Consider the following 17,322-nt stretch of genomic DNA (forward strand, 5'->3'; position numbering starts at 1 on the left):
GGAGTCCTACCAGGCGGTACCGCCTGGCGCTGCGCCGGCCGCCCACCCATTGATCACCGAGGACCGCCGCCCTAGGGTGCGAAGGCCGTCGTACGAGCAGGTCGGCCCAGGAGTCGTCCGGCGCAGGAGCCGTCCGGTCGACGAGGCCGGGCAAGGAGTCCGATAACCATCAGCCAGTACCTCACGCCTCGCGCCCGCGCCGCACTGGCCCTCGGCCGTGGGCTCGGTGCCGTACCGGCCCCGGGGCTCGTCGTCTGCGGGATCCTGGGCCTGCAGGGCGGGGCCGCGCTGACGACCCGTCTCTACCCCGCCGTGGGGCCGGCCGGCGTGGTGACTCTCCGGCTGGCCGTCGCCGCGCTCGCCCTCACCGCTCTGTGGCGGCCCCGGATCCGCGGCGACCGGGCCACTCTCGGCGTCGCGGCCGCCGCCGGAACCCTGCTCGCCGTGCACCATCTCGCCTACTACGAGGCGGTCGCCCGGCTGCCGCTGGGCGCCGCCACCACCCTGGAGTTCCTCGGCCCCTTCGCCCTGGCCTTGTGCGGCTCGCGGCGCGCCCCCGACCTGCTGTGGGCGGGCCTCGCCGCCGCCGGTGTCCTGCTGCTCAGCCGCACCGGTGCGGCCCTGAACGGCGTCGGCATCGCCTGCGCCGTCGTGGCCGGATGCTGCTGGGGCGGATACATCCTGGCCGGCAAGCGGCTGGCCGAGGGCGCCCCCGACGGCCGCGGGCTGGCACTGGCTGTGACCTGGGCCGCTCTGCTCAGCCTCCCCTACGGCCTCACCCAGGCGGGCATCCGCCTCCTGGACCCGGGCACCTGTGTCGTGGCCGCGGCGGTCGCCGTGCTCTCCAGCGTCGTGCCCTACACGGTCCAGCTGGAGGCCCTGCGCCGGCTGACGCCGCGTGTCTTCGGGGTGCTCACCAGCCTGGAACCGGCGATCGGCGCGCTGATCGGACTCCTGTTCCTGGGCCAGCACCTCGGAGCGGCCCAGTGGGCGGGGGTCACGGCCGTGGCGCTCGCCTCGGTGGGCGCGGCGCGCACGGAGGAGCCGGCGGGCGGGAGGTGAGCCTGCGGCCCGGCCGACCCCCCGGCGTGCACCTGCGGCGCCACAAGGCGCCGCTGAGCATCCTCGCGGGCGCCGCCGCGCACGTCGGGTCTGCCGGTACGGTCTTCGGCCGCTGGAGCGGCTCGGCCCGGGTGCCGCGCACAGGGCGGCGCCCGGGCCGACCTCGGCCGCTCAGGCCGCCAGTCGCTCCGCGAGCTGCTTGGCCTTGGCCGCGGCCTCCTCGAAGGCGCGGTCCCGGGAGGCCTCGTACAGCGGGATCAGCTCGGCCATCGCCGGGTTCTGCGGAGCCATGGTCAGCTCCGGGACGATGAAGTCGACGTCCAGGCCGAGGGCGTCGCCGAGAACGGCCTTGAGGTAGTTCTGCACGTACTCGTACCCCTCGCGCGGGGTGCCGGGCCCGTACGCCCCGCCCCGGCTGGCGACGACGGTCACCGGGGTGCCCTTGGCGGACTGGGTCTCGCCGGCGGTGCGGCCGAAGAGGATCACGTTGTCCAGCCAGGCCTTCAGGGTCGAAGGAATCGAGAAGTTGTACATCGGGGCGCCGATCAGCACCGCGTCGGCCTGCTCCAGCTCCTCGATGAGCCGGACGCGCTCGGCGAAGGCGGCGGCCTGCTCCGGGGTGTGCGAAGCAGGGTCGACGAAGCCGGCGGTGTGTGCCGCGGCGCTGATGTGCGGGACGGGCTGCGCCGCCAGGTCATGGTGGACGACCGTGCCGTCGGGGTGCTGCTCCTGCCAGTGGGTGCGGAAGGCCTCCGTCACGGCGCGCGAGGACGAGACCCCGGCCGGGAAGGCGGACGAGTCGATGTGCAGCAGGGTGGCCATGGTGACTCCCGGAAAAAGACAAAAGGGACAGGTGGACGGGACAGCCGTCAGGCGGAGCGCCCGGGGCTGAGAATTCGTACTCAGCTATATCTAACACAGGGACTTACTTTTTTTCATCCCCGTACGGCGAAGTAGTACCCTGATCGCATGGCGGCGGACGTGACCCACGACAGTGCGGCGTGCAAGCGGGTGGACGATGGCATCACCCGTGTCTTTCAGCTGCTCGGAAAGCGCTGGAGCGGCCCGATCGTGGCCGTCCTCGTGGAACAGCCCGCGCACTTCGCCGACCTGCGCCGGGCCGTCCCCGGCATCAGCGAACGCATGCTGTCCGACCGGCTCGCTGAGCTCGGCGCGGCCGGACTCGTCCTCCGCCAGGTCGACGAGGGCCCACCGCTGCGCGTGTCCTACCGGCTGACCGAGGCGGGGGCCGCTCTGGAGCCGGCGCTCCGGGAACTGGCCGAATGGGCGAAGGCCCACCTGCCGGACGCTCCCGCGTGTCCCGGCGTGGACGGCGAGCGGCGGGCCGGGTCGCCGGCGTAGGACCCGGCCCGGCGGAACGCGGTGCCGGCCGGACTCCCGCGGGCGAGATCTTCACACAGGCGCCGCTCGACCGGTCCGACCGGTCCGACCCGCTCGAGCGGCCCCACCGGCCCGGGCGGGCCGTGCGGATCGGCAGCCGGGTGCGGCTGATCCGGCTCAGTCCACCGGCCAGGTGTGGACCGGCGCGTTGAGATGCATGAAGTCGATGTACAGCTGGGTCATCTTGCGCAGTGCCTCATGGCGGCCGGTACGCGTGGTGTCGTTCAGGCGGTGGAACATCTCCTTCTGCCACACGGCGCCGTTGCGGGCCGTCACACAGCGCTGGTCGATGATGCCGAGCAGCGGCTCCCGCCACGCCGCGTCCATGCCCGACTGCTCCAGACCCCGGTGGGCCAGCGGCAGCAGCCGTCGCAGCACCAGTTCCGGCACCGGCACCTCGCCCATCCCCGGCCAGTACAGCAGCGCCTCGATGCCATGCCGGGCCGCCGTGTGCAGGTTGTCCGCGGCCGCCGCGAACGACATCCGCGACCACACCGGCCGGTCCTCCTCCACCAGGGCCCGGGTGAGCCCGTAGTAGAAGGCGCCGTTGGCGAGGGTGTCGGCCACCGTCGGACCGGCGGGCAGCACCCGGTTCTCCACCCGGATGTGCGGGAGGTCGTGGGAGACGGCGTACACCGGCCGGTTCCAGCGGTAGATCGTGCCGTTGTGCAGGGTCAGTTCGCCGAGTTCCGGGATGTCCCCGCGGTCCAGCGTCTCCACCGGGTCCTGCTCGTCGCACAGCGGCAGCAGGGCCGGGAAGTAGCGCAGGTTCTCCTCGAACAGATCGAAGACGCTGTTGATCCACTGCTCCCCGAACCACACCCGGGGCCGTACGCCCTGCACCCTGATCTCCTCCGGACGGGTGTCCGTGGCCTGTTCGAACAGCGGGATACGGGTCTCGTGCCACAGCTCTTTGCCGAACAGGAACGGCGAGTTCGCGGCCAGCGCCACCTGGACCCCGGCGATCGCCTGCGCCGCGTTCCAGTAGGGGGCGAACTCCTCGGGAGACACCTGGAGATGAAACTGCGTGCTCGTGCACGCGGCCTCCGGGGTGATGGAGTCCGCGTAGGTGCGCAGCCGGTCCACGCCGTCCACCTCGATGCGCAGGTCCTCGCCGCGGGCCGCGAAGATCTGGTCGTTGAGCAGCTGGTAGCGCGGGTTCTCCGACAGGCTCTCCTCGCCGATGTCCTTCTGGCGCAGGGTGGGCAGGATACCGATCGTGATCAGCCGGGTGCCGATCGACCGGGCCCGCTCGTCCGCGTGGTTCAGCGCGGCGCGGATCTCCGACTCCCAAGCGTCGGGCCCGCCCGCCGTCAGCCGCCGGGGCGGCACGTTGATCTCCAGGTTGAACCGGCCGAGCTCGGTGGACCAGGCGGGGTCGGAGATCGCCTTCAGCGCATCCGCGTTGCGCATCGCGGGCTCGGCGTCGTCGCCGACCAGGTTCAGCTCGATCTCCAGGCCGACCTGTGGCCGCTCGGACTCGAAACGCGACTCGCGCAGCATCTGCGCCAAGGCGTCCAGGCACGCGTGCATCTTGATCCGGTACCGGCGGCGGTCCTCGCGGGTGAAGACGAGCGCCGGGACGTCCCGTCCCATCGGCCCTCCAGGATTCCCCTCGTCGCAGACCTCTCCAACCAGCGTCGCACCAACACGCGAGCCTCACCAGGCGCGGCCCTCACCGGCGAATCGGCGCCGCCCCGCCGGTGCGCTGCGGTCCCTCCCCCCGGTGGGGCGGGCGTACGGCCCTCGGGGCCCAGGGCGGCCGACCCGTGCGGCGCGGCCTACGGGTTCGGTGCGGCCTACCGGTTTGGTGCGGTCTACGGGTTCGGCGCGGTCTACGGGTTCGGTGCGGCTTCCGGTTCGGCGCGGTCTACGGGTACGCCGTCGTCGCCGCGCGTCCAAGGGGGGCCACTCCCGGATGCGGTCGAGGATGCGGTCGAGGATGCGGTCGAGGATGCGACCGGGGGTGCCAGTCGAGGCGGGGGCGGTGTCGTTGCGCCCGGCGCCCCCGGCGCCCCCGGGGCGCGCGGGCCCGAGGTGGTGTACGAGGTCGTGCTCAGCCCGGGGCGGCACGGAACTCGCGGGTGGGACTCACGGGGGCGGGCAGACGGAACACCGTGTGCAGGCACGCCCCGCCCTGGGAGCGGGGTGGTGAAGTCGGCGCGGTCTGCCTGCGGTATCGCCGGGCCCGTCGATCGGCCGGGCCCGGGGGCCCGGGATCAGGAGTCCTTGCGGGCCACGCCTCCGTAGAAGCCGATCTCACCGGAGCGGGGCGGGGGCGGACCGTCCGGGCGCCAGAAGGGGACCTGCGCCAGGCCCGGTTCGACCAGCTCGAAGCCGTCGAAGAACCGCTCGATCTCGGCATGGGTGCGCGGGCTCAGGCTGGCGGTCGCCTTGTTGTACACCGCCTGGGCGGCGCTGCGGTCGGCGAAGTCAGCCGTGGCGTGCGAGAGCACCAGCCAGCTGCCGGCCGGGAGGGCGTCGCGCAGGGTGGCCACGATCTCGCCGGGCCGCTCCGCGTCCGTGAGGAAGTGCAGGACGGCCACCAGGAGCAGGGCGACCGGCTGCCCGAAGTCGAGGATCTTGCGGACCTCGGGGTGGCCCAGCACGGACGCCGGGTCCCGCAGGTCGCCGAGGACGATGCTGGTCCTGCCGGAGCGGCTGAGCAGCGCGTTGCCGTGTGCGGCCACGATCGGGTCGTTGTCGACGTAGGCGACGCGGACGTCCGGTGCGACCTCCTGGGCCACCTCGTGCACGTTGGGCGAGGTGGGCAGGCCGGTGCCGATGTCCAGGATCTGCCGTACCCCGCTGCGGACCACGTGGCGGACGGCCCGCTGCAGGAAGGCGCGGTTCGCGCGCACCCCGATGCGCACCTCGGGTGCCGCGGCGGCGAGTTCGTCGCCCGCCAGCTGGTCCACCTCGTAGTTGTCCTTGCCGCCCAGGAGGTAGTCGTAGATCCGCGCGGGATGCGGCTTGCTGGTGTCGATGTTCACGGCCCGGACGCCGTCCTGAGTCACGCTGCGCTCCTTTCGACGACCGTCACGGCCTCGGTCCCGCACACGGCTGGCCAAAGCTTCCCACATCAACTACCGGCGGGATGCCGGTGGTTCGCGGGTCCGAGCCACGCCAACGGCTCGCGGAGTAGCGCGGCGCGGCTACGGACGGGCGGCACCGGCACCGGCGCCGACACCGGACTGGCGCCGACACCGGACCGGGTCCCGGCCTCCTGACCGACCCGGCGCCGATGGTCTGCGCAGAGAGCCGTCCCGGCCGCCGTACGGCGGATCGGCGGGTGGTCCGAGTGTGGCGATCGCCGGCTGTGCCTCGTCGCCGACGATCCCCGACATCGGCGACGATCCGCCGAGCCTCGACCGGCCGGCGCGGGGGTGCACGGCCGCTGCTGCACCGCCCACGGCAGCCGACCACGGCTGAGCCGATCACGCCGTGTGGGGGGCGGCGGGGCGCGTCCGGCTGCACCGGCCGCGGCAGACCCGTCCGGACAGGCACGACCCACACCGCACGTAGGCGCAGGTCGTGGGCGGTGGCAGAGCGCCGGTGACCAGCGCCGGGCGGACACGCCCACCCGGCCGTCGCGCCACCGGTCGCCGCCGGCCCGAACCCACGCGAGGGCGGGCGCCGTCCGCCGGTCTCGTCGCCTGCCACCGGGTGCCGCGTCACCCGGCCGGCCCGGCTCCGCTGGACTGTCGGCTGTCGGCGTCGGAGGGTCTGAACGAGATCGGTGAGTCGATGCTTCGTCCGACCGGTCGCCGAGTCGACCCTCCGCGTCCGTGACCGGGCGGGCCGACACACCGGGGGCGGGGAACGGTAAATCCATGCGCTCGGGTCGTTCCCCGCCCCTCCCGACCCGGCTCAGGCCGTGGCCCGGCCGGGCCGTGCCGCTCCGGCCGCCGCTCCCGGTCCGCGGGAGTCGGCGGTGTCCTTGCTGTCGGGCACGGTCTGCGCCCGGTCGGTGACCCGCTCATGGACGCATGTCGCAGTTCACGTGGACCGTCGGTGAGACGAGTGAGCGCTTGCTGGGCGGCCGAGGGCGCGGCTCACCCTCCCTCGGCCTCCCCTGTCCTCCGCCGCGCTTGAAGTTTGAAACCGATCGGTTTACGGTGCTGGAAACCGATCGGTTTCCTTTTGCTCTGGAGATGGACATGACCGCTCTCAAGAACTCCGTGGCGCTGGTCACCGGCGGCAGCCGTGGCCTGGGCAAGGCGCTGGTGGAGGAGCTGTACGCCCGCGGCGCCGCCAAGGTCTACGCCACGGCCCGCGACCCGCAGACCGTGACCCACCCCGACGCCGTACCGCTAGCCCTGGAGGTCACCGACCCGGCGTCGGTCGCGGCCGCGGCGGCGCAGGCCCAGGACGTCACGATCCTGGTCAACAACGCGGGGGTCTCACTCGGCGCGTCCTCGCTCATGGACGCCCCCCTCGAAGACGTACGCCGCGAATTCGAGATCAACTTCTACGGTCCGCTGCTGGTCACCCGTGCCTTCGCCCCGGTCCTCGAACGCAACGGCGGCGGACACCTCCTGAACGTCCATTCCGTGCTCTCTTGGCTCGGGGTCGCCGGCTCCTACAGCGCCACCAAGGCCGCGCTGTGGTCCCAGACCAACTCCCTGCGGCTGGAACTGCGTCCACGCGGCATCGACGTCACCGGACTGCACGTCGGCTACATCGACACCGACATGACCGCCGACGTCGACGCGCCCAAGTCCGCACCGGCCGGCGTCGCCGCCGTGGCGCTGGACGGCGTGGAGGCCGGGGCGTACGAAGTGCTGGCGGACGACAGGACCCGCGGAGTGAAGGCCGGCCTCTCCGGCGACCTGGCCGGGCTGTATCCGCAGCTGGCCGACCAGTAGGTGCGGATCCTCGAGGGCGTCGACCTTGAGAGGGGCAGGCCGGCCTCCTGGTCACAGCCGGCATCCGCTGGGACTGCGATTGTCGCGGCCGAACGATGGTCGGGCTTTCATCGGACAGTTCGTTCGGGGATCGTCGGCAGAACCTTCTCCGCCACGTCGACGAGAACGCTGTCGTCCGGAAGGGCTCCGGAGGAGCTCCACACGGTGATGTCGTAGTAGCCGCCCCGGTCCCTCCGGTCGAGGGCCACGGACAGCGTCCTGGCCAGGGGGCCTTCTTCGACCGGTCCGCCGGATCCGCCGCTCCCGAGATCGATCTTGAACTTCATGGTGTGGTCCGAGGAGAAGACCGCGGGTCTGCCGAGAACCGTGAGCGTCTTGACGTTCCTCTCGCCTCCGATCTTCTTCAGCTTCACGTACTGGGCGGTCGACAACTCGTTGTAAGTGGCCGAGACATTGACCGTGTATGTGTCGAACGCGACCTCGGCCTCCGGCTGTGCGACCTTTCCATCGGTCAGGGCAGCGGTGTTGCTGGTACCGGAAGCCGTTGTCGCGGTCTCGCCGGGCGTGCCGAGGAGCTGGGCCAGGTCGGGCCGGTTGAGCGCCTCGCACAGCTCGTCACCGGTCACGGCCCGCGGCGTCTTCTCGTAGGCCTTCGGCAGCTTCTCGTGTTCCCCGTCGGAACAGGAAGCGGGCTGCGGCGTGTTGTCGTCGGACGGCAGCACGTGGGGGGCCACCCAGAGCGCGGCCGCGAGTGCCCCGAACACGGCCACGGCCGCGACGGCCTGACCCCATGCGTTGGGCTCCTTCTCCGCAGTGTCCGGGCCGGGCCGCGGCCCAGCTCCTGCCTGGTCGTGGACCTGGGCCTGCGCCCCCTGGACCTGGACCTGGGCCTGCGCCTGGGTGGCAGCGTCGACCGCCACCGTGCCTGCGGAGGCCGCCGGAGCGGTGTTTCGGCGTGCGCGCAGCGCGCGGGCCACCGTGTGGATGCGTATCGCGGTGAACACGAGGAACACCACGCCGAGACCGGTCGCGACCAGGTCGTGATCGCGGACGGCGAGATACATGATGCGCACGCCGAGAACGGAGCCGACCGCGATGAGCAGCGGCTCGCGGACCCAGAACGGCAGGAGACGGAGGAGGAAACCGAGCATCCGGTGATCTCACCAGGTCAAGTCCGCGTTCGCCGTGGTGGAAGCCACAGTTCCGGGAGCGTGTGGCGTCATGTGCATGCCTGGCGGCGACTTGCGGTGACCGGCCTGCCCCGGAGAAGCAGAGCAGCGGGTTCGGCCCGGCTGCTTCCGGCCGGAACCGGTGCGAGCAGGGAAGCCGGCAGGGGTGCGCAGGGAGGCCGGCAGGTGGTGCGCGCCCGCCCACCACGGGTATGTGCGCAACCTCCCCGACCGCCGGTCCGCCGACCTGCGGCACCGGCCCGTCCCCGGGCGCCGGTCCGCGACTTGCGGCACTGGTTCGTCCCCGGGCTCCGCGGCCCCTTCGTGCCGTGGCGAAACCCACCGGTCGCAGCCGTCACGAACATCGGCGTTTCGGCCACGGATCACGGCCGCGGAGGCCTTGCCCCACGGCGACCGCGCGTTCGACGAGCCGGGATTTCCCGGTGTGCTCTTTCGTCCGGAAACGCATGCGTTCGATTCGCCCGCGCCCTCGTTGAGTTGGGCACCACCGGACCACCCGGTGCGGTGCCGACCCGAAGGAGGGACGCAGGTGACCGCGACCGACGCCTCGACAGAAGACTCCCCGCCGCCCCCTCCTCCGGCCACGATCGGCTACGAGGGAAAGTCCGGCAAGAACCCCCTGGAAGAGGCCAGTTTCCGTCGGATGTGCGGTCGTCTGCCGTCGGTGCTGCGCAGCACCGCGAGCATGGCGTGGTCCGTCGACCGGTCCGGAGTCCTCCTGCTGCTCGTGTGCCAGCTCCTGACCGGCGTCGCGGCCGCCGTGGTCCTCGGCTGCACGGCACAGGCCATGACCCACCTCCTCGGCGTGGGTTCGGTGTCCGCACGTCTGCACGGCGCTCTCCCCGCGCTCGCGGTCGTCACCGCGGCCGCGGCGGCCGGCCGCATCAGCAGGGCCCTGGCCTCCTACGCCGACGGGCGCATCACCCCGCGGTTGGTGACCGAGGCCGACGTGGCGCTCGTCTCCGCGGTCTGCCGGGTGGAGGCCGCCGCATGCGACGAGGACGGCTTCGCCGACCGGCAGGAGGCCGCCGAGGTCGGCGTCACACGCACCACGACGATGGTCAAGGACGCGCAGCAGTTCCTGGCCTCGCTCATCCGCATGATCGCCGCCGGCGGTGTCATCACGGCACTGCACTGGCTGATGCTCCCTCTGCTGCTGCTCGCCGTCCTGCCCGCGGGCCTGGGGGCGGTACTGTCCGCCCGCGTCGACTACGAGACGCACTACGCCAACGTCGGCGACCGCAACGTACGCGGCATGATGCGCTGGTGGGCGACCTACTCGCGGCACGGCGACGAGGTCCGTGCGAACGGGATGACCGACTACCTCGTCCACTGGTACCGCGCGCTGTCCGAGCGCATCGACCGGCGGACCCTGACCGCCGCGCCCCGCACGCTCCGTATCGTCCTCGCGACCTCCGCCCTCGGCGGTGCCTTCCTGCTGGTCACCTGGGCCGCCCTCGCCTGGCTCGCGATGAGCGGGCGGGTCGCGCTGCCCGTCGCCGCGACCGCGGTGGTCGCCGTGCAGAGCACGCTCGCGGCGCTGTCACAGTTCGTGCAGTACGGCGCCGCGATGTTCCACACCTCCCTCTACCTCGCCGACATGCGCTCCTTCCTCGACATGGCCGCCCGACGCGCCCCGCAACGGGGGGAGTCGGCGATCCCGGAGGAGGTCGAGGAGATCCGGCTCGAGGAGGTCGTCCACCAGTACCCCGGCAAGGACCAGCCCGCCGTCGACGGTGTCTCGCTGACCCTGCGGCGCGGTGAGATCCTGGCGATCGTCGGCGAGAACGGCTCCGGCAAGTCCACGCTGACCAAGCTCATCACCGGCATCCTCCTCCCCGACAAGGGGCGTGTCCTCTGGGACGGCGTCGACCTCGCCCGTGCCCGGCCGGACTCCGTATGGAGCCGTACCGCGCTCGTCCCGCAGAACTTCGCCTGCTGGCCCCTGCGCGCCAGGGAGAACATCACGCTCGGCCAGCCGCGCACCCACGACGACGGCCCCGTGTGGGAGGCCGTCGACGCCGTCGGCATGCGCGAGGCCGTCGAGCGCCTTCCGCACGGGCTCGACACCCTGCTCGCCCGCGAGATCTACGGCGGCGCCGAGCTGTCCGGCGGCCAGTGGCAGCGGCTGGCCTGCGGCCGCGCCCTGTACCGCCGCAGTCCCCTGCTCATCCTGGACGAGCCGACGTCCCAGATGGATCCGCGGGGCGAGCACCAGATCTTCCTGGAGATCAAGCGCATCGCCGCCCGGCGCATCACCATCGTGGTCACCCACCAGCTGGAGAACACCCGCCTCGCGGACCGGATCGTCGTCCTGCAGAGTGGCCGGGTGATCGAACAAGGTGCCTACGACGACCTCGTGCACGCCGGCGGCCTCTTCGCCGAACTCGTCGCCCTGGCCAAGGACCGGTGACCCCTGGACAGAGGGGACCCAGGATCCCTAGAGTCTTTGTCCAACAATGGAAAATCCGTCCAACGACCTCGATTCCTGCGGTGACGCAGAACTCGGGAAGGCAGAGGAGACGCCCATGGCGGCCGCTTCGCCCGTAACGTTCGACGACGTCCGTGCGGCCGCCGCACGCCTCGAAGGCGTCGCCCACCGCACGCCCGTCCTCACCTCGCGCACCCTGAACTCTCTCGTCGGCGCCGAGGTGTTCATCAAGTGCGAGAACTTCCAGCGAGTCGGCGCCTTCAAGTTCCGCGGCGCCTACAACGCGGCCGCCCAACTCACCCCGGGCCAACTGGCGAAGGGCATCGCCGCCTACTCCTCCGGCAACCACGCCCAGGCCACCGCCCTGGCCGCCCGCGAACTCGGCACCAGGGCCGTCATCCTGATGCCGGAGGACGCCCCCCGTCTCAAACGGGAGGCCACCGCCGGATACGGGGCCGAGATCGTCACCTACGACCGCTACACCGAGGACCGCACCGCGCTGGGCACGGCGCTGGCAGCGGACCGGGGGCTGGCGCTCATCCCGCCCTACGACCACCCGCACGTCATCGCCGGACAGGGCACCGCGGCCCTGGAACTCCTCGACGAGACGGGCCCGCTCGACGCCCTGGTCGTACCCGTGGGAGGCGGCGGCCTGATCGCCGGCAGTGCCATCGCCGCCAAGGCCCTGCACCCGGACATCCGGGTCGTCGGCGTGGAGCCGGAAGAAGGGGACGACACCAAGCGCTCTCTGGAGGGCGGCGCCCGGGTCACCCTGCCCGTACCCCGCACCATTGCCGACGGGCAGGCCCTGCCCACGCCGGGCGAGATCACCTTCGAGATCAACCGGAGCCTGGTCGACGCCATCGCCCTGGTCGGCGACGCGGACATCGTCACCGCCATGCGCTTCGCCTTCGAACGCCTGAAGATCGTCCTGGAACCCAGCGGAGCCACCGGCCTGGCCGCCCTCCTGGCCGGCCGCGTCGACAATCTCCCGCCCCGCATCGGCATCATCGCCTCCGGTGGCAACATCGACAGCCGGCGGTTCGCCGAACTCGTCGGAGAATGACAGGCGTTCGGGCGGCTGCGCCCCAGGATCCTGTGCACGCGCGTCGTTGTCCGGCATCCGGCGTCTGGCGCACGGGGCAGCGTCGAACGGCGCGGGTGCGGGGACCGTGCGGCCCTAGGCCGGGGCCCGTTGTCAGTGGTCGCCCCTACGGTGTGATCAGTGAGGATCTGCCGGAACGGCCGCGGGTCCACCCTGGGGAGGGGTCTGCCATGTCCACGGCGTCAGTGGTGTCGACGACGTATCTGGAACTGTCTCAGGAAGGCGGCGGTGCCCACAAGTTCTACGAGGTGACCGTCGACGGCCAGGTGGTGACGGTGCGGTACGGCAGGATCGGTGCCGCCGGGCAGACCCAGACGACGGCCTTCCCGACCGCGGAGAAGGCCAGGACGGCCGCCGCGAAGAAGGTGGGGGAGAAGGTCCGCAAGGGATATGCCCCTGCTGTGCAGGGTCAGCGTGCTCCGCGCCCGGTGACCAGGCGTCAGGTCAGCTCGGCGCCCTCCACGGCGCGTGCGGTGGCGCCGGTGCTCTGGCGCTTCCGCACCGGCTCCGCCGCGTTCGGCATCCATGTCGACGACGAGCGGTGCTGGGTGGGCAATCAGGCCGGTGACGTCTACACCCTCGACCACGACGGCGCGATCCTCGCCCGGTTCGGCCTGCCGGACGGCGTGAAGTGCCTGGTCGCCGACGACTTCTGGATCTACGCCGGCTGTGACGACGGCAAGGTCTACGACCTCTCCTCCAAGCTGCCGTTCGCCGCCTACGACATCGCGGCCGACGTGGACATCTTCTGGCTGGACATCCACGAGGGCATCCTGAACGTCTCGGACCGAGCCGGCCGGCTCACCGTCATCGACCACGAGGACGAACACCAGTGGGCCCGCCGCAGCCAGGGCGAACACGCCTGGATGGTCCGCGCCGACGACCGGGCGGTGTATCACGGTCACCACCGGGGGGTCACCGCCTACGCGCCGGACGGCGGCGGTGAGTTGTGGCACACGACCACCCGGGGCAGCGTGCTCTTCGGCTGGCAGGAGGACGACGCCGTGTACGCGGGCACCGGGCACCGGGTGGTGCAGCGGCTGTCGAAGGCGACCGGCGCCATCGAGGCGACCTACGGCTGCGACAGCGCGGTGTACTCGTGCGCCACGTCCCCGGGCGGGCGCTTCGTCTTCGCGGGCGACGCCGCATCCTCCGTCTACTGCTTCGACCAGCACGGCACGCGCCTGTGGAAGCTCGGTACGGGCGGCGGCTCGGCGCTGTCGATGCAGTACCGCGACGAGCGGCTGTACCTGGTGACCACCGACGGCTCGCTGGTGTGCGTCGACGCGAGCGAGACGGCCGTCGCGGCGGCCCAGCAGGGCACGGTGCCGGTGGCGCGGGACGTCAAGCTCGCCGCGGCCCTGCCCACCTACGCGCCCGCCACCGCCGTGGCCGCGGTCGCCACCGTCGACCGGGCTCCCGCCGGAGCCGTCGTGGTCGAGTGCGTCCAGGAGAGCGGCCGGCTGCGGGTGCACGTGGTGTCCGGGGGCTACGACACCACCTGGAACGTCCAGTTCCCGCGCGCGATACGGGAGCCGGGCGCCCGTTACGTCGTGGACGCCCTGCACCCGGCGGCGGGCGGCTTCTACCGCGTCCGCGGCGACATCCGCCGTCTGCTGTGACGCTCCCGCCCCGCTGGCGCGTTCTCGTCGGCGGCCCGGCGGTTCAGGGCCGTACCGCCTCCGCCTGCGTCAGCACCTCCCGCGCCGCGGAGAGCACCTCCGCGCGGTCCTCCGGGACCAGGCCGATGCGGGTACGGCGGTCCAGGAGGTCCGACTCGTCGAGGGCGCCCTCGTGCAGGACGGCCCACAGCAGTTCGGCGCGGGTGACCGGGTGGCCGGGCAGCACCGGCTCGGCCAGGGCGGTGTCCTTGGCGGCGAGTGCGTGCACGGCCTCGGCCTCGGTGCCGTAGCGGCGGACCAGGTGGCGGGGCGCGGGCAGGCTGCGCAGCCTGCCGGGTGCGGCGGCGCCGACCAGCGGCAGCGCGGCGGTGGGGGAGGGCCCGGCCGGCAGACCCCGGGCGGCGGCCGCGGCATCCACGGCGTCCTCAGCCATCCGCCGGTAGGTGGTGAGCTTTCCGCCGACGATGGTCGTGACACCGTCGGGGGATGTCAGCACCGCGTGCCGGCGGGAGATGTCGGAAGTGCGCGCGGGCGCGCCGTCCCGGCCCTCGTGCCCGGAGGTGTCCAGCAGGGGCCGCAGTCCGGCGAAGGCGCCGACGACCTCCTCCCGGGCCACTGGCGTGTCCAGCACCGAACCGAGCACGTCCAGCAGGAAGCCGATGTCCGTCTCGGGCACCTCCGGCACGTCAGGGATCCCGCCCTCGACCGGTTCGTCGGTGAGACCGACGTACACCCGGCCGTCGCCCTGGGGCAGGACCAGGACGAAGCGATTGGTCTCGCCGGGGATCGGGATGTGCAGACCGGCCGGCAGGGCGCCGAGCCGTTCCGAGCGCAGGACGAGGTGGGTCCCGCGGGACGGCTGGATCCGGATGCCCTCGACGAGCTCGCCCGCCCAGACGCCGGTCGCGTTGATGACGGCACGGGCCCTGATCTCGCCCTCCTCGCCGGTGAGTTCGTCACGGATCCGGGCGCCCGCGCCGGTCAGCTCCAGCACCCTGACCCGGGTCAGCACCCGAGCGCCGCGCGCGGCGGCCGTCCGGGCCAGGGCGGTGACCAGACGGGCGTCGTCGGTGACCTTGCCGTCCCAGGACAGCAGCCCGCCGCGCAGGCCGGCCGTGCGCACCGAGGGTGCCAGGTGCCGGGCCTCCGTCGCCGACAGCCGGCGCGGGGCGGGCAGGAGCGGGCGCGGGGTCCGGGCGGCCAGCCGCAGCATGTCCCCGGCCCGGAATCCGGCCCAGGCCAGCGAGGCCTGGGCCCGGGACACGAGCGGGGTGAGCGGCAGGACGAACGGCTGGGCGGCCACCAGGTGCGGGGCGGTGCGGGTCATCAGCACCCCCCGTTCGACCGCGCTCTCGTGCGCGATGTCGAACTGCGCGGAGGCCAGGTAGCGCAGTCCGCCGTGGATGAGCTTCGAACTCCAGCGGGAGGTGCCGTAGGCGAGGTCGTGCGCGTCCACCGCGACGACGTCCAGCCCGCGGGCCGCCGCATCCAGCGCGGTCCCGGCCCCGGTGGCCCCGAGCCCGACGACGAGGACGTCGGCGACCCGGCCGTCGGCGGCTTGGGCCAGTTCCCGCCTGCGGCGGTGGGCGCTGAGGGACGAGCCGGCGTCGGCCCTGGTGTGACTCATCAGATCTCCTTCGAGGAAACCCCGTCGTTCAGGGCGGGGAGGAATCGAGCCCCTGCGGAGCAGGGGAAGGAAAGCAGGTTCGTCGCCGGGGCGGGACGGTGCACTTCCCCAACTACCGGCAGCGTTCACAAACTGATGGGCCAGCATGTGAGCCGTGAGGGCCACCGGCGTGAAGCGGGCGTTCAAGTACCGCTTCCATCCGACCGATGCGCAGGCAGCCGAGCTCTCGCGCACGTTCGGTTGCGTGCGGAAGGTCTACAACCTGGCCCTTGCGGCGCGCACCGAGGCGTGGGCGCGACAGGAGCGGGTGAACTACAACCAGACGTCGGCGATGCTGACGGCCTGGAAGCAGACCGTGGAACTGGCGTACCTCAACGACGTCTCCTCCGTCCCGCTCCAGCAGGCACTGCGCCACCTTCAGACGGCGTTCACCGATTTCTTCGCCGAGCGCGCGAAGTACCCTCGTTTCAGGTCGCGGAAGAAGTCGCGGAAGTCGGCGGAGTACACCACCAGCGCGTTCCGGTTCCGGGACGGGAAGCTGACGCCGGCGAAGATGGCGGAGCCGCTGGACATCGTGTGGTCCCGTCCGCTTCCCGAAGACGCTTCGCCGTCCACGGTGACCGTCTCCCAGGACACGGCCGGACGCTGGTACGTGTCCCTGCTGTGCGAAGATCCCTCCGTCCAGCCGCTTCCCGCAACTCACACGGCGATCGGCATAGACGCCGGCCTGGACCACCTCCTGACCCTCTCCACCGGAGAGAAGATCGCCAACCCCCGGCACGAGCGGCGAGAACGCGCCCGCCTTGCCAAGGCCCAGCGGCAGCTTGCCCGCAAGGCCAAGGGTGACGGAGCGAACCGGGCCAAGGCCCGCCGGAAGGTCGCCAAGGTCTATGCCCGCATCGCCGACCGGCGACGCGACCACCTGCACAAGATCACCACTCGGCTCGTTCGTGAGAACCGAACGATCGTGATCGAGGACCTGGCTGTTCGCAACATGGTGAAGAACGGCAAGCTCGCCCGCGCCATCAGCGACGCGGCGTGGAGCGAGTTCCGGAGCATGCTGGAGAACAAGGCCCAGTGGTACGGCCACGAAGTGATCGCGGTCGACCGCTGGTTCCCCTCCTCCAGGCTGTGCTCCACCTGCGGCAGCCTGCAGGGCACGATGGCGCTGCACGTCCGTTCCTGGACCTGCGACTGCGGCACGACCCACGACCGGGACGTGAACGCCGCGAAGAACATCCTGGCGGCCGGGCTGGCCGTGTCTGTCTGTGGAGCTGGCGTAAGACCTCAACGGAGAACTCCGGGCGGGCGGGCAGTCGGCGACGAAGCAGAAACCCCCACGGCGCGAGCCGTAGGAATCCCCCCTCCTTCAGGAGAGGGGAGGAAGTCAAGGCGTGAGGGTCCTCTCCAGGAGGGTGCGCAACTCGCCGAGAAAGGCGGGGGAGCCGAGCTCCGGATCGTCCTCGTCGGTCATCGTGCGCAGGGACAGAGTGAAGGACTGCACGGTCAACAGCAGGGTGCGGGACTGTCGTTCGACATGGCCGGGACGTACCGACCCGTCCGCGTGGCCCGCGCTCAGCGCGTCGGCCAGCAGGGCGAGCAGCGCCTCCTGGCTCGCTCCGCGCCGGTCGAGCACATAGGGCAGCAGCAGTTCCGGATCGACGTCCACGATCTTGCGGAAGAGCGGGTGCGCCCGGAAGGCCTCGACGCCCGCCACCAGTCCGTCCACGATCCGGGTGCGGGTGTCCGTGCCGGCGGTCGGCTCGGGGATCGCCCGGGTGGCCACGTCGATCCACTCCCGGGTCATCAGATCGCCCACCAGGGTCCGCAGATCCGGCCAGCGCCGGTACAGCGTCATCCGCGAGACGCCGGCGCGGCGTGCCACGTCGGCGAGGGTGGTGCGGCGGACCCCGACGGCCAGCACGCAGTCGCGCACCGCGTCGAGCACATGATCGTTGTCCGAACCGTTGTGACGAATAGGCGCCATGTGTCACAGTGTAACGCCCCGGGCGGCCG

General features: G+C 72.1%; 12 protein-coding genes and 1 pseudogene. 7 read left to right on the plus strand and 6 right to left on the minus strand.

What is annotated here, in order from left to right:
- Nucleotides 1-327: 327 nt before the first annotated feature.
- Entirely contained in the window at nt 328-1,062 is a 735-nt protein-coding gene (locus tag ABZ919_RS21520; protein ID WP_361250070.1) for an EamA family transporter, read from the plus strand.
- Nucleotides 1,063-1,233: 171 nt separating this feature from the next.
- Here ABZ919_RS21520 and ABZ919_RS21525 read toward each other — a convergent pair whose 3' ends face one another.
- Nucleotides 1,234-1,884 (minus strand): NAD(P)H-dependent oxidoreductase, encoded by a 651-nt coding sequence (locus tag ABZ919_RS21525; protein WP_361250072.1) that lies wholly within the window; start codon nt 1,882-1,884, stop codon nt 1,234-1,236.
- 147 nt (nt 1,885-2,031) lie between these two features.
- On the opposite strand from ABZ919_RS21525, the gene ABZ919_RS21530 reads away from it, so the two are divergent.
- Nucleotides 2,032-2,424, plus strand: a complete 393-nt coding sequence (locus ABZ919_RS21530) for a helix-turn-helix domain-containing protein (protein ID WP_361250075.1) — start codon at nt 2,032-2,034, stop codon at nt 2,422-2,424.
- Between the two features lie 156 nt (nt 2,425-2,580).
- Here ABZ919_RS21530 and ABZ919_RS21535 read toward each other — a convergent pair whose 3' ends face one another.
- Nucleotides 2,581-4,059, minus strand: a complete 1,479-nt coding sequence (locus ABZ919_RS21535; protein WP_361250078.1) for a glutamate-cysteine ligase family protein — start codon at nt 4,057-4,059, stop codon at nt 2,581-2,583.
- 623 nt (nt 4,060-4,682) lie between these two features.
- Nucleotides 4,683-5,480, minus strand: a complete 798-nt coding sequence (locus ABZ919_RS21540) for an SAM-dependent methyltransferase (RefSeq protein WP_361250080.1) — start codon at nt 5,478-5,480, stop codon at nt 4,683-4,685.
- Nucleotides 5,481-6,623: 1,143 nt separating this feature from the next.
- Here ABZ919_RS21540 and ABZ919_RS21545 point away from each other — a divergent pair.
- Nucleotides 6,624-7,331, plus strand: a complete 708-nt coding sequence (locus ABZ919_RS21545) for an SDR family oxidoreductase (protein WP_361250083.1) — start codon at nt 6,624-6,626, stop codon at nt 7,329-7,331.
- Between the two features lie 107 nt (nt 7,332-7,438).
- On the opposite strand, the gene ABZ919_RS21550 is transcribed toward ABZ919_RS21545, so the two are convergent.
- Nucleotides 7,439-8,482, minus strand: coding sequence for a DUF6215 domain-containing protein (locus ABZ919_RS21550; RefSeq protein WP_361250086.1), 1,044 nt, complete (start codon nt 8,480-8,482; stop codon nt 7,439-7,441).
- 568 nt (nt 8,483-9,050) lie between these two features.
- Between ABZ919_RS21550 and ABZ919_RS21555 the strand changes: the two genes are divergently transcribed.
- From ABZ919_RS21555 to ABZ919_RS21565, 3 genes are all read left to right on the plus strand, one after another.
- Nucleotides 9,051-10,934, plus strand: a complete 1,884-nt coding sequence (locus tag ABZ919_RS21555) for an ABC transporter ATP-binding protein (RefSeq protein WP_361250088.1) — start codon at nt 9,051-9,053, stop codon at nt 10,932-10,934.
- 115 nt (nt 10,935-11,049) lie between these two features.
- Entirely contained in the window at nt 11,050-12,018 is a 969-nt protein-coding gene (locus ABZ919_RS21560) for a threo-3-hydroxy-L-aspartate ammonia-lyase (protein ID WP_361250090.1), read from the plus strand.
- Nucleotides 12,019-12,227: 209 nt separating this feature from the next.
- Nucleotides 12,228-13,679 carry a WGR domain-containing protein gene (locus ABZ919_RS21565; protein ID WP_361250092.1) on the plus strand — a complete coding sequence of 484 codons (1,452 nt, stop codon included), beginning with the start codon at nt 12,228-12,230 and terminating at the stop codon, nt 13,677-13,679.
- A gap of 43 nt (nt 13,680-13,722) precedes the next feature.
- On the opposite strand, the gene ABZ919_RS21570 is transcribed toward ABZ919_RS21565, so the two are convergent.
- Entirely contained in the window at nt 13,723-15,306 is a 1,584-nt protein-coding gene (locus tag ABZ919_RS21570; protein WP_361250095.1) for a glycerol-3-phosphate dehydrogenase/oxidase, read from the minus strand.
- Nucleotides 15,307-15,460: 154 nt separating this feature from the next.
- Here ABZ919_RS21570 and ABZ919_RS21575 point away from each other — a divergent pair.
- Nucleotides 15,461-16,661 (plus strand): annotated as a pseudogene (locus ABZ919_RS21575) (RNA-guided endonuclease TnpB family protein).
- A 32-nt stretch (nt 16,662-16,693) separates the two neighbouring features.
- Here ABZ919_RS21575 and ABZ919_RS21580 read toward each other — a convergent pair.
- Entirely contained in the window at nt 16,694-17,293 is a 600-nt protein-coding gene (locus ABZ919_RS21580; protein ID WP_361250098.1) for a TetR/AcrR family transcriptional regulator, read from the minus strand.
- Between the last annotated feature and the right edge of the window lie 29 nt (nt 17,294-17,322).

The organism is Streptomyces sp. NPDC046759 (assembly GCF_040645475.1).
Taxonomy (GTDB): domain Bacteria; phylum Actinomycetota; class Actinomycetes; order Streptomycetales; family Streptomycetaceae; genus Streptomyces.

Bases quoted from the DNA above. Each gene is read 5' to 3' on its own strand.
- ABZ919_RS21570 (WP_361250095.1), bottom strand. From the start codon at position 15,306: ATGAGTCACACCAGGGCCGACGCCGGCTCGTCCCTCAGCGCCCACCGC.
- ABZ919_RS21545 (WP_361250083.1), top strand. From the start codon at position 6,624: ATGACCGCTCTCAAGAACTCCGTGGCGCTGGTCACCGGCGGCAGCCGT.
- ABZ919_RS21560 (WP_361250090.1), top strand. From the start codon at position 11,050: ATGGCGGCCGCTTCGCCCGTAACGTTCGACGACGTCCGTGCGGCCGCC.
- ABZ919_RS21525 (WP_361250072.1), bottom strand. From the start codon at position 1,884: ATGGCCACCCTGCTGCACATCGACTCGTCCGCCTTCCCGGCCGGGGTC.
- ABZ919_RS21535 (WP_361250078.1), bottom strand. From the start codon at position 4,059: ATGGGACGGGACGTCCCGGCGCTCGTCTTCACCCGCGAGGACCGCCGC.
- ABZ919_RS21530 (WP_361250075.1), top strand. From the start codon at position 2,032: ATGGCGGCGGACGTGACCCACGACAGTGCGGCGTGCAAGCGGGTGGAC.
- ABZ919_RS21580 (WP_361250098.1), bottom strand. From the start codon at position 17,293: ATGGCGCCTATTCGTCACAACGGTTCGGACAACGATCATGTGCTCGAC.
- ABZ919_RS21565 (WP_361250092.1), top strand. From the start codon at position 12,228: ATGTCCACGGCGTCAGTGGTGTCGACGACGTATCTGGAACTGTCTCAG.
- ABZ919_RS21550 (WP_361250086.1), bottom strand. From the start codon at position 8,482: ATGCTCGGTTTCCTCCTCCGTCTCCTGCCGTTCTGGGTCCGCGAGCCG.